The 14,233-nt window shown below is 64.8% G+C and carries 11 protein-coding genes; 2 read left to right on the top strand and 9 right to left on the bottom strand.

The annotated features are described in order from the left end of the window. Positions 1-58 precede the first annotated feature (58 nt). From ABLA28_RS02250 to mraZ, 5 genes are all read right to left on the bottom strand, one after another. A complete protein-coding gene (locus ABLA28_RS02250) occupies positions 59-1,546 on the bottom strand; it encodes a UDP-N-acetylmuramoyl-L-alanyl-D-glutamate--2,6-diaminopimelate ligase (protein WP_347712341.1) in 1,488 nt (495 codons plus the stop codon). Then, the gene (locus ABLA28_RS02255; protein ID WP_347712342.1) at positions 1,543-3,216 is read right to left on the bottom strand and encodes a penicillin-binding protein 2; all 1,674 of its coding nucleotides are present in this window, start codon (positions 3,214-3,216) and stop codon (positions 1,543-1,545) included. Before ABLA28_RS02255 ends, ABLA28_RS02250 begins: the two co-directional genes overlap by 4 nt. A gap of 64 nt (positions 3,217-3,280) precedes the next feature. Then, on the bottom strand, positions 3,281-3,628 hold the full coding sequence (locus ABLA28_RS02260; RefSeq protein WP_347712343.1) for a hypothetical protein: 348 nt from the start codon (positions 3,626-3,628) through the stop codon (positions 3,281-3,283). Positions 3,629-3,705: 77 nt separating this feature from the next. After that, positions 3,706-4,605, bottom strand: coding sequence for a 16S rRNA (cytosine(1402)-N(4))-methyltransferase RsmH (gene rsmH, locus ABLA28_RS02265; protein WP_347712344.1), 900 nt, complete (start codon positions 4,603-4,605; stop codon positions 3,706-3,708). Next, the gene (gene mraZ, locus ABLA28_RS02270) at positions 4,602-5,030 is read right to left on the bottom strand and encodes a division/cell wall cluster transcriptional repressor MraZ (protein WP_299301828.1); all 429 of its coding nucleotides are present in this window, start codon (positions 5,028-5,030) and stop codon (positions 4,602-4,604) included. The genes rsmH and mraZ overlap by 4 nt, the downstream gene beginning before the upstream one ends. A 325-nt stretch (positions 5,031-5,355) precedes the next feature. Between mraZ and ABLA28_RS02275 the strand changes: the two genes are divergently transcribed. Both ABLA28_RS02275 and pbpC read left to right on the top strand, forming a co-directional pair. Continuing rightward, a complete protein-coding gene (locus tag ABLA28_RS02275; protein WP_347712345.1) occupies positions 5,356-6,996 on the top strand; it encodes a Na/Pi cotransporter family protein in 1,641 nt (546 codons plus the stop codon). An 86-nt stretch (positions 6,997-7,082) separates the two neighbouring features. Continuing rightward, positions 7,083-9,419, top strand: a complete 2,337-nt coding sequence (gene pbpC, locus ABLA28_RS02280) for a penicillin-binding protein 1C (protein WP_347712346.1) — start codon at positions 7,083-7,085, stop codon at positions 9,417-9,419. A 240-nt stretch (positions 9,420-9,659) separates the two neighbouring features. On the opposite strand, the gene ABLA28_RS02285 is transcribed toward pbpC, so the two are convergent. From ABLA28_RS02285 to ABLA28_RS02300, 4 genes are all read right to left on the bottom strand, one after another. Next, the gene (locus ABLA28_RS02285; RefSeq protein ID WP_314718686.1) at positions 9,660-11,438 is read right to left on the bottom strand and encodes a DEAD/DEAH box helicase; all 1,779 of its coding nucleotides are present in this window, start codon (positions 11,436-11,438) and stop codon (positions 9,660-9,662) included. A 104-nt stretch (positions 11,439-11,542) separates the two neighbouring features. After that, on the bottom strand, positions 11,543-12,880 hold the full coding sequence (dnaB, locus tag ABLA28_RS02290) for a replicative DNA helicase (protein WP_299299960.1): 1,338 nt from the start codon (positions 12,878-12,880) through the stop codon (positions 11,543-11,545). 16 nt (positions 12,881-12,896) lie between these two features. Further along, positions 12,897-13,349 (bottom strand): 50S ribosomal protein L9, encoded by a 453-nt coding sequence (gene rplI / locus ABLA28_RS02295; RefSeq protein ID WP_299299954.1) that lies wholly within the window; start codon positions 13,347-13,349, stop codon positions 12,897-12,899. A 127-nt stretch (positions 13,350-13,476) separates the two neighbouring features. After that, the gene (locus ABLA28_RS02300) at positions 13,477-14,205 is read right to left on the bottom strand and encodes a DUF2232 domain-containing protein (protein ID WP_347712347.1); all 729 of its coding nucleotides are present in this window, start codon (positions 14,203-14,205) and stop codon (positions 13,477-13,479) included. Between the last annotated feature and the right edge of the window lie 28 nt (positions 14,206-14,233).

The following is a 14,233-nucleotide window of genomic DNA, read 5'->3' on the forward strand; positions in this document are numbered from 1 at the left end:
CAGCGTGTCCTTAGCCCCATACGGCTGCATCGTCCGCCGAGGACCCGCACGTCCGGCTTCAATGGTCGCCCCCGGAGGAGCGGATCCAGGAATCCACCGTCTCCGCATCGTTGTAGGGCGTCTTTTTCCCGCCCTGCTCCAGGTACCGCTCCGGGCCCTTCCCCGATACCACCACCACGTCCCCGGGAGCGGCTATGCTCAAAGCGGTGCGGACGGCCTCCCTGCGGTCCAGGATAACCCGATGCCGCGCACCGCCCGATTCCTGAATTCCCCCGACGATCCCCGCCGCGATCTCCGCGGGGTCCTCGTCCCTCGGGTTGTCCATGGTCACGATCACGAGATCGGCCAAGTCGGCGGCGACCCTGCCGAGGGCGGGGCGGTTGAGAGGATAGCGCCCCCCCCCATGCCCGAAGACCGATATCAGGCGGCCCGGGCAGAGCGCCCGAGCGGCGGCGAGGACGTTTTTCAGAGCCTCGGGGGTATGGGCGAAATCGATGAAGCAGCAGGCGCCGTTCGGCAGGGAATGTCTCTCGAGGCGTCCGGGGACCTGCGGGACCTCGGCGGCCCCACGGACCATGGCCTCGTCCCCCACCCGCCCCCGCAGCGCCGTTACCGCCGCCAGCACGTTCCAGACGTTGAAGTTCCCCACGAGAGGGCTCCGCAGATGCAGGTCCGGGAAACCGCGCATCGACACCGTCATGGAGGTCCCCTCCAGGCCGGTCCGGAACTCCGTCACTCGCGCAAAGGCTTCGGAGGCAAGGGCAAAACCCCGCACATTCTCGGGAAAATCCTCCAGCAGCCGACGCCCGTAAGGGTCGTCCGCGTTGGCGGCCCCCTCGAATCCGGGCCGTGCGTAGCGCGAAAACAGGAGCCGCTTGGCCTGGAAATAGTGCTCCATGTCCTTGTGGAAATCCAGATGTTCGGGGTTCAGGTTCGTAAAGAGCGGAACGTCGAAGCGGCATCCCCTCAGTCGCCCCAGAAAGAGCCCGTGGGAGGAGGTCTCCATCACGCAGGCGCCGCATCCGTTCCGGACCATCTCCGCAAGCCGGCGCTGTACGACGCAGCTCTCGGGGGTCGTCCTGTCCGCATCCCTTTCCTTCACCCCGTCGCTCTCCACGATCGTGCCCAGAAGCCCCGAGCGTATCCCGGCGGCATTCAGGATGCTGCGCAGGACGTAGGTCGTCGTGCTCTTGCCGTTCGTCCCCGTGACCCCCACCATCAGCAGCCTCTCCGACGGATTCCCGTATACGGCGGCGGAGACCTCGCCCATGACCTCGCGCACGGACGGGACCACGACGGACGGAAGCCCGGCGTCGACGGGCCGCTCGCAGAGCAGGGCCGCGGCCCCAAGCTCCCGGGCCATGGGAATGTAGTCGTGCCCGTCGCTCCTCTCGCCCCGAATGCAGCAGAACAGGGCCCCCGGACGAACGCTCCGGCTGTCGGACACGACGTCCGTTATCCGGGGGTTCCCCCCGGCCCCCTCGGCCTCCCGAAGGAGGCCCATCTCCCGAACGAGCTCAATCAGGCTGGAAAAATTCACACTCATGACCGATCATTCTTTCCCGGGGCATAATATTCGACCTCCGCCATCTCCTCGACGATGGCCCGAAAGGAGGGGGCGGCCAGTTCGCCTCCGTAGTAGCGTCCGCTCGTGGGCTCCCCTATGGACAGGAGCATGAGATAGCGCGGCTTTTCATAGGGCCAGAAGCCGATGAAGGACGCGACGTAGCGGTTCTTGCTGTACTTCCCGGATTCCGCGACCTGAGCGGTTCCGGTCTTCCCCGCCAGCTCGGTGATGGCGGTGTTCGCTCCCTTTCCGGTCCCCTCGAGCACGGCGGACCGCATCGTCTTTCGCAGCCATTGCGCCGTCTCGGGAGTGAGGACCTCCCGCATCACACGGGGCTCCCCCCTGTAGACGACCTCCCCCGACGAGTTCACGGCCTCCTTGACGATATAGGGACTCATCAGCTTTCCCCCGTTCACGACGGCGGCCATGGCGTTGATCAGCTGCAGCGGCGTGATGGCCAGCCCCTGGCCGATGGCGATGTTGGCGGGCACGACGCCGCGCCACTGCTCGGGGAAGGGCAGGATTCCGTTCGCGACCCCCGGCAGCTCGACGTCGCTCGCCGAGCCGAACCCCCAGCTCCAGAGGGTCTCGTACATCTTGACCTTCTCGGACCGGACGCCGATCTGAGCCATCCCCACGTTGGAGGATTTGATGATGAGCTGGGCCGTGCTGATGTTCCCCATCGCCCTGGGGTAGGCCTCCGCCACGTAACCGTCGGCGACCTTGAGGCGGGCCGGACAGTGAAAGGTCTCGTTCGTCCGCACCCAGCCCTGCTCCAGGGCTATTCCCATATAAATGGGCTTGAAGGTCGACCCGGGTTCGTAATTGCGGCTGACGGCGTTGTTCGAAAGCGCTTCCTTTCGGAACCCCTCCCGGACCCGGGGGTCGAAGGGAGGCCAGCTGGCCATGGACAGGATCGCCCCCGTCCAGGGGTCCATGCAGATCGCCGCCGCCCACTTCGCCCCGTTTCCCGACGCGATTTTGTCGAGGTGCTTTTCGACCACATACTGCATCCGGCTGTCGACGGTCAGGGTCACGACGGGCATGACGTGGCTCCGCTCCGGTTCGTCTCCGCCCAGGCCGATCGAATGGGCCCCCGGGCGTCGGATGATGATGCGGTACCCCGGAGGGTCGTAAAGGACGGAGTTCCACGACTGCTCGATCCCGGCCTGACCGCGGTTGTCGATGTCGCAGAACCCCAGCACGTGGGCCAGGAGGCTTCCGTTGGGATAGCGCCGCTCCTGCTCTCCGATGTCGCGGACGGCCCGTATGTTCAGCGCCAGGATTTTCTGTGCTTCCTCCCCCGACACCTTGCGCTTCAGCCAGACGAAACGCCCCTCGCCGTTCGGCTGCAGCTTTCCCACGATATCCTCGGAAAACACGCGGCGAAGGGCCGGGAGATCGGCGGAATCGAGGAGCTTCGGATCGACGGCGAAACTGGACACCATCTCGGGGATCACCAGGGCGTTGCCCTTGGAATCCTGGATGATGCCCCGATTCGCCTTGACGGGTACCCGCCTCCAGTACTGCTGCTGGGATTGCTGAAGCACCCTGGGGTCCGGATAGCAGTGACGTTCGACCAGCGTCCGGGCAAACAGCACGAACAGCACGACGAACAGGCCCCACGGACCGAAAAAGCGCCGCCTCAAAAGTCAGCGCCCCCTTGGCAGACTTCGCGTCCCCGGACCTTCCGCATGGAGCTCCATCCTCCGCTCAGTTCCCCTCCCCGAGGATCCAGGCGACCCTCGCGCGCCAGCCCCTCACCGGCTCCGAAACGCTCTCGGCGGTCAAAGCTCCATCGCGGGGCCGGACGAGGATGGTCTCCGCAACCCGAACCTTCTCCATCCCAAGCTGCTCCTTGCAGTAGCTGTAGATTCTGATGGGAGCCACAAGGCCGGAGAACTCCTGCCTCAGGGCGGTCTCCTCCATCGAGTACCTTCCGATAGCCCGGTTCAGGCTGTCGAGTCGATACGCCAGGCGGCCCGCTTCATAACGCAGCGCCCCCAGCGCCAAAAGCACGAGCAGGCCGAACACAACTCCCGTCATGAAGTTCTTTCTCATTGCCCGTCCTCTGTTGACTCTACCCATAAGTTACAGCCCCCGTCCATAGATGCTGCATCCCCAAGTTGACCTAAGACCTAAGAGAAAGAAAATGCCCTGAGCTTGGCGCTCCTGGCCTTGAAATTACGCTCCGTCTCCTCTTCGCCGGGTTGAATCGGATGGCGGGTCAGAACCCTGCCCCGCCCTTCCTCCTTCTCCCAGGCCCGGAAGCGATGCTTGACGATCCTGTCCTCCAGGGAGTGATAGGAGACGATCACGGCAACGGCCCCCTTCGCCGCCAGGCCCGGCAGGGCCGACAGCATGGACTCGAGCTCCCCCAGTTCGTCGTTGACGTATATCCGAAGCGCCTGAAAGACGCGCCGCGCCGGGTGAATCCCCATCTTCCTCTGGACCGGAGCCGGAAGGAGCTCCCGGATCAGGGCGACGAACTGCCCCGTCGTCTCGATCCGTCTTCCCCTGCGCCTCTCGGCCTCGACGCGCGCGGCGATCTGGCGTGAATAGCGTTCGCCGCCGTACTCCCAAAATATCCTGGCAAGCTCTCCGGCGCCCTCCCGCATCAGGACCTCCGCCGCGGTCGGGGCACCTCCATGAGGATCCATCCTCATGTCCAGCGGCCCGTCATGCTGGAAGGAAAAGCCCCGCTCCGCCTCCGTCAGCTGCATGTTGGAGACCCCGAGGTCGAACACCAGCGCGTCGAACGGAGCCTCGTCCCGAAGGAGGGTCCCCATCGCCCCGAAGCGGCCGTGCACCGCACGGAACCTCGGGAAAAAACGCCCGAGCCTTTCTTCCGAATGGGATATCGCGCTGAGGTCGCGGTCCAGCCCCAGGACCCGTACCCCCGGAAGGGCCTCGAGGATCGATTCCGAATATCCCCCCAGCCCCAGAGTCCCGTCAAGGACCCTGACGCCGTCCTTTCTCTCCGACAACGGGGCCAGGAACCCCATCACCTCCTGCAGCAGGACCGGCTCGTGCGTCATGCCTCGGCGCCGCCCCCCGTCAGCTCGGGAAGCATGGCGAGCCCCGCGCTCCAGTACTCCGTCCACCTCGAGCGGTCCCAGACCTCCGCATGATCGTTGACGCCGTTCACGACGACGTCCTGATCGAGCGCCGCATAGTCGCGAAGCACCCCCGGCAGCAGAATCCTTCCCGCTCCGTCGAGCGCGAGTTCATGCGCGCTCGAGAGGATGAGCCTGTGGAGTTTCCGGGTCCTCTCGCTGTCCAGAAAGGAGCTCGTCTTCAGCCAGGCGGTGAAGTTCTCCCACTCCTCCCGGGAATAGAGCGAGACGCAATGCTCCATCCCGATCGCGGCGACGAGCGTATCGCCCAGCCTCTCCCGGAACTTCGCCGGAAGGACCAGGCGAGCCTTCGTATCCAGACGATGTTCGAAGGTCCCCATCAACATGAAGGCATCTCACCGCCGCTTTCCCTTTCCCCACTTTTTCCTACTTACTTCCACTTCATGACATTTTCCCCCACAATATCACTTGCGTAAAATAACTGAAGGGACTTAAGGCTCAAAAAGGCAAAGGCTTTGGTCCTTTTGTCCTCGGGATTCACGGCGTCGTTTTTCCGGTCAGGGGAACCGGACCGGGGCCTGCGTACGGAAGCGGGACGCCCGACCCCAAAGAATGCTATACTTCTTACCAATAGAAAAGAGATATGGAGGAGATTTTTGCAGGAGCGCGTTCCCGGGCAGGGAGCGACATCGATTTGGGGGTAAATCATTCGTGGACTCATCCGTATTGCTTCACGCAGCCGGCGGCGTAGGCCTTTTTCTCTACGGAATCAAGCTGATGAGCGAGGCCCTGCAGTTCATAGCGGGGGACCGTATGCGCCACCTGATCGGGACGCTGACGAAGACGCCGCTCCGCGGCGTCTTCGTGGGGGTTCTCGTCACGGTCCTCATCCAGAGCAGCAGCGGAACGACCGTGATGACCGTCAGCTTCGTCAATGCCGGGCTGATGACCCTGAAGCAGGCCATCGGCATCATCATGGGGGCGAACATCGGCACAACCGTGACGGCCCAGATCATCGCCTTCAAGATCAACGACTTCGCCCTCCCCTTCATCGCCCTGGGGGTCGCCCTGGCCCTTTTCGGCAGGTCGAAACGGCAGCGCTACTTCGGGAACGGGGTCGTCGGCTTCGGGCTCCTCTTTCTGGGGATGCAGACCATGGAGGGCGCCACCCGCTTCATGGCCTCCCACGGGGAACTGCTGCTCTTCCTCAGCTCCAACCCCCTCTACGGGGTTGCGGCCGGCATGATCCTGACCATGATCGTGCAATCCAGCGCCGCCACCATCGGGCTCACGATCGCCATGGCCTCACAGGGGCTTCTGGGGATCGACGCAGCCATCCCCATCATCCTGGGGGACAATATCGGCACCACCATCACGGCCGTGCTGGCCGCCCTCGGGACCAACCGCTACGCGAAACAGGCCGCCGCCGCCCACGTGCTCTTCAACCTTCTCGGCGTCGCCATCTTCCTCTCCTTCCTTCCCTTCTACAAACTCGTAGTCGTCCAAACGGCCTCGGACGTCGGGCGTCAGCTCGCCAACGCCCATACGATATTCAACGTCGTCAACACCATCATCTTCATTCCCTTCGCCTCCCAATTCGCCCGGCTGGTCCAGGCGATCCTGCCCATCACGGAGCCCGCTTCGGCCTCCGGGGTCTTCTACCTGGACAAGAAGCTCCTCGACGCCTCTCCGGCGGCGGCCGTCGAGGCCGCCAAGGACGAGCTGATGCACATGGGCGATATCGTCCAGAACATGCTTCGCATCGTCCGCCGGGCCTACACGGAGCAGGACATCGACCCCCTGATGACGCAGTTCGCGGACCAGGAGAAGAGCGTCAACGAGGTCAACAAGGCCATTTCCTCCTACGCCTCGGAGATCTGGCAGCGGGGGCTTTCCGGGGAGGTCTCCACGGTCCTCGGCTGCTACGTCAACGCCTCGGGCGACCTCGAACGGGTGGGGGACCATCTCGAGAACCTCATGGAGCTGAGCGTGATACGCTTCGACGACGGCTCCCATTTTTCCGAACAGGCCAACCAGGAGTTCTGGGACATGTTCGACACGGCCGAGCAGGCCCTCTCCTGCGCCCTTTTGTCCCTCAGGACCGAGGACACGGCCAAGGCGGACTACGTCATCCACGACCTCGAGGACCGCATCGACAGCCAGGAAAAACGATACCGCAGGAATCACATCGACCGATTGAACCGGGGAGAATGCGATCCCGAGAAGGGCGTCCACTTCATCGACATCCTGAGCAACCTCGAGCGCATCGGCGACCACAGCCACAACATCGCCTACTTCACCCGCGACATCGCCTCGGTCAACGCCCAGGAGACCGCCAGAAAGCCGCATTGACGCATTGAATCGAACGGGAAAGATGAAGAGTCAGGCCCAATGAACTGATCTTATGCCCTTACCATTACACGATGAAGAGGAATCCGATGCAGGTCAAAAATTCCATCCGCGCACGAGGACGCCTTCGCGCGTGCCTGTTCTTTCTTTTGGCGGCGGTTCTCTCGGGGATCGCGGCATTCGCCCTTCTGTATCTCCTCATCCCCCTCGATCAGGAGCAGGTGACCCGCATCGAGACGTCCCCCGCCCTCTACGACGCCCGGGGACGCCTTTTTCACCTCCGGCTCTCCTCGAACTCGGAGTGGCAGATTCCCATCCCGCTCTCCGAGATGGGAAAATGGCTGCCGCTGGTTGCCGTCGGCGTCGAGGACGGCCGGTTCTACCGCCATCCCGGCATCGATCCCCTGGCGCTTCTGAGGGCCACAGTCCAGAACATCGCCGCCCGGCGCGTCGTTTCCGGGGCCTCCACCATAACCAGCCAGCTCATACGCCTTTCCATATCCGAGAGAGAACCATCAAAGAGGGAGTCGTCCGGGAGGGAGCCGTCCGAACGTGGCCCGGCGGTCCCGGCGCGGAGGGCCCGCAGCCTGGGGACCAAGGTCCGGGAGTTCATTCAGGCCATGAAGCTGGAACGGGTGATGACGAAGGAAAAGATTCTGGAGAACTATCTGAATCAGGCGCCCTTCGGCGGCAACATCCGGGGCGTGCAGGCCGCGTCCCTGCTCTATTTCGGCAAGCCGGCCCTCAAGCTCTCCCCGGGAGAGGCCTGCCTGATGATCGGGATGCTGAAGGGCCCTACCCTGTACCGCCCCGACCTGAGGCCCGAGGCGGCGCGGCGCCGACGGGACACCGTCATCCGATTCCTGAGGGATCGGGGTGTCCTCACCTCGGATACAGCTCAAAGGGCGCTCCTGGAGGACCTGCCCCATCGCCGCTACGCCCCCCCCCTGCGCGCCTTCCACTTCGCGGAGCTCGTTCTGGAGAACGGGGTCGCGGGAAACGGCGACGGCAGGATCGACACCACTCTGGACCTGGAGATCCAGACGAAGCTGGAGTCCCTGCTCCGTCAATCCCTTTCGGACCTGCCCCGCGAGATCACCCTGTCCGCTGGAATCGTGGACAACCGGACGGCCCGGCTCGTCGGATGGGTGGGCAACGCGCGGTTCGGGGACGGGAGCCGCAACGCCTGGGTGGACTGCGGACGGGCTCCCCGTTCGCCGGGTTCCCTCCTGAAGCCCTTTGCCTACCTTTCCGCCGTCGATCAGGGATTTCTGACCGCGTCCTCCCTTCTGGCGGACTCCTCCATGGCCTTCTCGGGACGGGCCCCGCGCAACTTCGACCTGAGCTACCGCGGGGCCGTCAGCACCCGGGTCGCCCTTGCCGAGTCCCTGAACGCCCCGGCGGTGCGCGTCCTGCGTCTGGCCGGGCCCGACCGGGTACTGCTGCTGATGCGGGAGTGCGGCCTGGCTCACCTCACCCAGCCGGCCACACACTACGGCGATTCCCTCATCCTGGGCGGCTGCGAGGTCACCGTCATGGAAGCCCTCGAGGCCTACACGGCACTGGCGTCGCTGGGACGCCACCGGCCCCTGAGCCTCACCCCCTCGCCGCTTCCTCAGGAGGAGACCCGGATGGCCTCGGAGGCCGCCTGCTGGATCGTCAGCGACATTCTCGACAACAGGAGCCGGCTGACGACGTTCTCACGGGAAACCCTGGGTCAGTACTGGCACGTCGCCCTGAAGACGGGCACCTCCTATGGGCTTCGGGACGCGTGGAGCGCGGCGTGGACCCCCGACTACACGGCCGTCGTGTGGGTCGGCAACCCCGAGGGGGACCCCTGGCCGGGGCTGGTGGGCGCCAAGGCCGCCGCTCCCGTCGCCGTCAAACTTCTCCGAACGATCTCGCCAAGGTCGTCCTGGTACGGCAAACCGGCCGGGCTCGTCCTGCGCACCGTATGCGCGCTCTCCGGCCAGCCGCCCACCGCGGCCTGCACGTCGACCCGCCTGGACTGGTCGATCGAGGGGGTCACCCAGACGACGCCCTGCAGCCTCCACGTCATCCGGCGGGGGCAGCCGACGCTGATGCTGCCCGCCGAGTTCTCCTCGAGGGAGACGCCGCAGGAGCAGATTCAAAGGCGTGCCGTGCTCTCCATCACATCCCCCATCGCGGAGGCCGTCTACACCTCCGCCCCGCTGGACCTGCGGCAGAGGATCCCGATGAGGGCGGAGGGCGCCGTCGGAAGGGTATGGTGGTATCTGGACGGGATTTACATCGGCTCGGCCCTGCCCAACGAGACCTTCTTTCACCGCGTCCCCGACGGCCGACACGTCGTGGGGGCCGTCGACGAGGAGGGACGCAGCGCCTTCACGAACGTCTCGGTCGTCACCCCCGGAAGGAAGCGCGGGGCGGACATCCTGCTGCGCTGACATAAGGAAGCGTTGATTAAAACAAAAACACATAATTTACCAAGGGTAAATATGCAAAACTTCTATAGTCAAAAGTCTACAACGCTTCCTATAAATTTAACATGGGGGCTTTGCCCCCAATCCCCCACGCCGCTATCCTGATAGCGGCGGCCCCGGCAGGTTTCTTCCTCAAAATAGGCAAGCTGGGGTACCACCGGGGTGCTTCATGGGTTAAATCAGCACTTTCCTAAAAATCCGTGATCAATCCCTTCCCCCGCGGCCGTAGCGCGATCTCGGAGCGACGTCCGTCCCCCTGCGGGCCCGGGGTTCGTCCTCCGGGTAGAGCCCCCATCGGGCCAGCCCGGCACGTCCCTGCTCCAGCCGGGAGAGGGCCAGAGGCAGCAGCTCGACCATGACGTGATCGTCCTTCAGGCGGATGGCGCCGACCTCGCACCGCTCCACCTTGAGGGCCGTACAAATCGCGTTCAGAACGCGCCCCACATCCCGGGCCCCGCCCTGGCTGCTGCGCAGGCGCGTCATCGTGCCCCTGGGACGGGATCCGGAGCGCCGCGGCGTCCCCGCAGCGTATTCCCCCCGGCCCGTGCCCCGGCTGCGGCGCTCGCGCTCGCGCTCGAGGTCCGCGCCGAGGTTGTAGCCCTTGGCCGTCCGAGAGTTGAGGGAGCTCAGCAGCTTCGCGACCAGGACCTTGGGCTCGGCCCTCTCCAGCAGGTCCTCCGCCCAGCTCAGGTAACTCGAATATTCCGTCTCGAGCGGCGCGGAGAGCAGTTTCTCCTCCGCCACCTCGCGCTGGACCGTATGGATGCGGTCCAGGCCCGGAACGTCCTGCCACTCGACCTTCATCTGCGTCGTCCGCAGCATGGCGCGGAAGCGCCCCGCCTCGACCGGCGAGAGCAGGATCAGGTTCGTCCCCTCGTTTCCGGCCCTTCCGGTTCGGCCGCTTCGATGCACGAAGGTCTCGCGGTCGTCGGGAAGCCCCAGCTGGATGACGTGGGTCACCCCCTCCACATCCAGACCGCGGGCGGCGACGTTCGTCGCCACCAGGCAGGGCATGGAGCCCGACTTGAAGGAGGCCAGCACGGCGTTGCGCTCGCGCTGCGTCATGTCCCCGTGCAGGGCCGCCGCGTTGAACCCCTCGTCCTGCAGCCGCTGGGCGACCTCGATGGACTCCATGCGGGTATGGCAGAAGATCAGGCTGCGCCGGGGATGCTCCCAGAGCAGGATGTTCACCAGCCCCTCGAAACGGCGGCGCGAGGGGACCATGTAGACCCGATGGAGGATATCCTCGTGCTGCTCCCCCTCCTCCGTCAGGGTCAGGGTCAGGGGGGTGTCGAGGTAGCGGTCCGCCAGCGCGCGCACCTCGGGGGGCATCGTCGCCGAGAAGAGCCACGTGCGGCGATCCTCCGGCAGCGCGTCCAGGATGGCCTCCAGCTCCTCGCGGAACCCCATGTCCAGCATCTGGTCGCCCTCGTCCAGGACGACGCAGCGAATGCCCTCGGTCCTCAGGCTGCCGCGCTCGATGTGATCCCGCGTCCGGCCCGGTGTCCCCACGACGATCGCCGCCCCCTCCCGGAGGGCCCTGAGCTGAGGCGACATCTCGAGCCCTCCGACGAGGGAGACCACCGAGACGTCGAGGTAGCGCACCAGCCACTCCGCCTCCCGGGCGGTCTGCTGAGCCAGTTCCCGGGTCGGGGCCAGCACCAGAAGATGCGGCGAACGCTCCGAGACGCGCATATCCTGCAGGAGGGGCAGGAGAAAGGCCAGGGTTTTCCCCGAACCCGTCCGGGCCCTCACGATGAGGTCCCGTCCCCGCCAGTCGGATTCCAGAACCCGGCACTGCACGGGGGTGGGGGTCTCGAACCCCTTCTTCTCCAGGGCACGGGCAAGCTCGTCCCTCAATCCGTAAGCGCCGAACCCCTCCTCGGCCGTCCCGGCGTCCTCCCGGCCATAGACCTCCAGCTCCCGGTACTCGTCCCTCTCCAGCCCTTTCCCGTCCCCATTGTCCTTCAACAAATCACTCATAACGTTCAAACATTCCTCCAAAATCATCCCGACTCGTCGGCGGCCGTGCATCCGCCTCTCCAATCCATCATTTACAATTCCATCATTTCCAAGTCCACGCTTCCTCAGGAGGCCATCGCGTTGAAAAAGCGCGTGATCTGCCGCCTGAAGATGAGGTGAACGATGTCCGTGGGGCCGTTGCGGTTCTTCGCGAGGCTCAGCGAGGCCTCGCTGTCCACATCGGGCTTGGACTCCTCGTAATAGTCCGGCCTGTAGAGGAACATGACGGTGTCCGCGTCCTGCTCGATGGCGCCGGAATCCCGAAGGTCCGACAGCATGGGCTTCTTGTCGGGGCGCTTCTCCGTCTCACGCGAGAGCTGCGAGAGGGCGAGTACCGGGCAGTCCAGCTCGCGGGCAACGCCCTTGAGCATCCGCGAGATCTCCGCGACCTCCTGCTGCCGGTTGTCCGTGGAGCGCCCGCCGAAGCTCATGAGCTGGAGATAATCCACGACGATCAGCCCGAGGTTCTCGTGGCGCGCCTTGAAGCGCCTGCACCGGGCGCGGAAATCCATCGTCGTCAGCATGGAGCTGTCGTCGATGAAGATGGGACGCCGGGTCAGGATCCCGGCCGCATTCTGCAGCTCGTCCCAATCGCTCTTGCCCATGGTCCCCGTGTTCATGGCCTGGATGTCCACCTGGGCCTGCGAGCCCAGCATGCGCTGCACCAGCTGTTCCGACGACATCTCCAGGCTGAAGATCAGCACGGCGGCGTTGCGTCCCCCGCCGCCGAACTGGGCGATGTTCAGCGCAAACGCCGTCTTTCCCATGGAGGGACGGGCGGCGACGATGTTCAGGCTCCCGGGCTGAAATCCACCGGTCAGGCGGTCCAGATCCGTAAAGCTCGACTCGAACCCGCTGACGTCGGAGCCGCTCTGCTGGTACCGCTGTTCGATCTTCCGGAAGGTCCCGCCCAGGATATCGCGGACGGGGCGGAAATCGACGCGGTTGTTGTTCTGGGAGACCTCGAACACGGCGCGCTCCGCCTCGTCCATGATCATGGCGCTCTCGAGGTCGCTCGAATAGCCCAGGCTGACGATCCGGCTCCCCGCATCGATCAGGCGCCTCCGAATCGATTTTTCCCGGACGATATCGGAGTGATACCCGACATTGGCCGTGGTGGGGACCTCCGCCACGAGGGAGGCGAAAAAAGGCTGCCCCCCAAGCTTCTCGAAAGCCCCCCTCTTGAGCAGTTCCTCCCCGAAGGTCACGAGGTCGACCGGGCGATTTGCGGCATACATGTCGCTCATCACCCCGAAGGCCGTCCTGTGGTTCAGGTCGTAGAAATCGTCCGCACTCAGGGTCTCCAGAGCGATCCCCAGGGCCTCCTGCTCCAGGAGACAGGCGCCCAGGACGGCGCGCTCGGCCCCCAGGTTCTGCGGGGGCACACGGTCATAGAGCTGCATGGACAAAGGGGGACGGTCAGGCGCCTCGAACCGTCACGGACAGCACCATCTCCGCGGCCACCCCGGAGTACAGCCTCAGGGTGAAGGGGTGGGTTCCCGACTGTTTGACGGGCTCGGCCATTTTTATGTCGCGCTTGTCGACCGCGACGCCATGCTGGGCCTCCAGGGCCTCGGCGATCTGAGCCGCCGTGATGCTGCCGAAGAGCTTCCCGTTCTCCCCCGCCGTCGCCTCGATACGGACGGTCCTGCCCTGGAGCGTCTGGCGGGCGGCCTCGGCCTCCTGACGCAGCTTGTCCTCCTTTGCCCTCTGATGCTTCTGACGCTCCTTGAGGTCCGCGATCTTCCCGGCCGTGGCCTCGTCGGCAAGGCCGCGGGGCAGCAGAAAGTTCCGGGCATATCCGTCGCTCACGGTCAAAAGCTCGCCTGCACGGCCCACTTTGTTCACATCCGCCTTCAAGATAACCTGCATCGGACGCACCTCTCCCTTCGAATCGAATTTTCGAGTACCGATTCTCAGATTTCGAGTACCCGTTCAACTATCCGCCGGCACACACGTTCCCCGCGGTCCTCCCGGCTCGCGCCTCCCCAACCGGCCCTCATCCCTTCGCCGCGCCTCCGCGGCGCCTCAGGTCGAAGATCATATCCCCCGCCCCGAGGAAGACGAGCCAAAGCCAGAACACGGGAAAGGCGAAAACCGCCAGGGCGAGGCAGCGCCAGAACACGCCGACGCGCCGGCGCACAAACCACCACCAGATCAGCGACAATCCCTGGACGAAGAAGAAGACGTTCAGCACGATCTTCAGGTTCATCGCAAACATCGCGCCCGGCGTCCAGTCCGAGGCGAAAAAGCCCATGAGAAACGCCAGAAACATGGCGGGCAGCAAGGTTCCGGAGAAGCGCCAGTCCGAGAACGGAGGAAGCGGAGGGGGGCTCTGCGCCCGTCCCCTCTGGCAGAGCACCCCGAGCCCGTAGTTGACGAACGTCTCGAAGAGCGATGAGACCAGGACCAGGGACGGCAGCATGTAGGGGAAAAGCGCCGCCATCCCATCCACCGCCTCCCGAAACACCCAGGCCTGCTCCCCATCCGGGGAGAGCTCGGCATACAGGCGCGTCAGCAAAAGGCGTATCTGCTCGGGGTCCGGCATCAGGGGGTTGTGCCCGGTCAGCGCCAGGAAGACGCCAAGCAAAAGCAGTTTCGAGGCGACCGATACCCCCGAACAGAGAAGCAGGGCCTCGGCCCCCTTGTTCCGCGCCCTCGAAACGAAGGACAGGGCATAGGAAAGCGGCGCCTGAGCTATCAGGTAGTACCTGTCTCTTATACACATCTCCGAGCCCACGAGACGGAGCTACATC

Source organism: uncultured Fretibacterium sp., from assembly GCF_963544685.1.
In the GTDB taxonomy this organism is placed as follows: domain Bacteria; phylum Synergistota; class Synergistia; order Synergistales; family Aminobacteriaceae; genus CAJPSE01.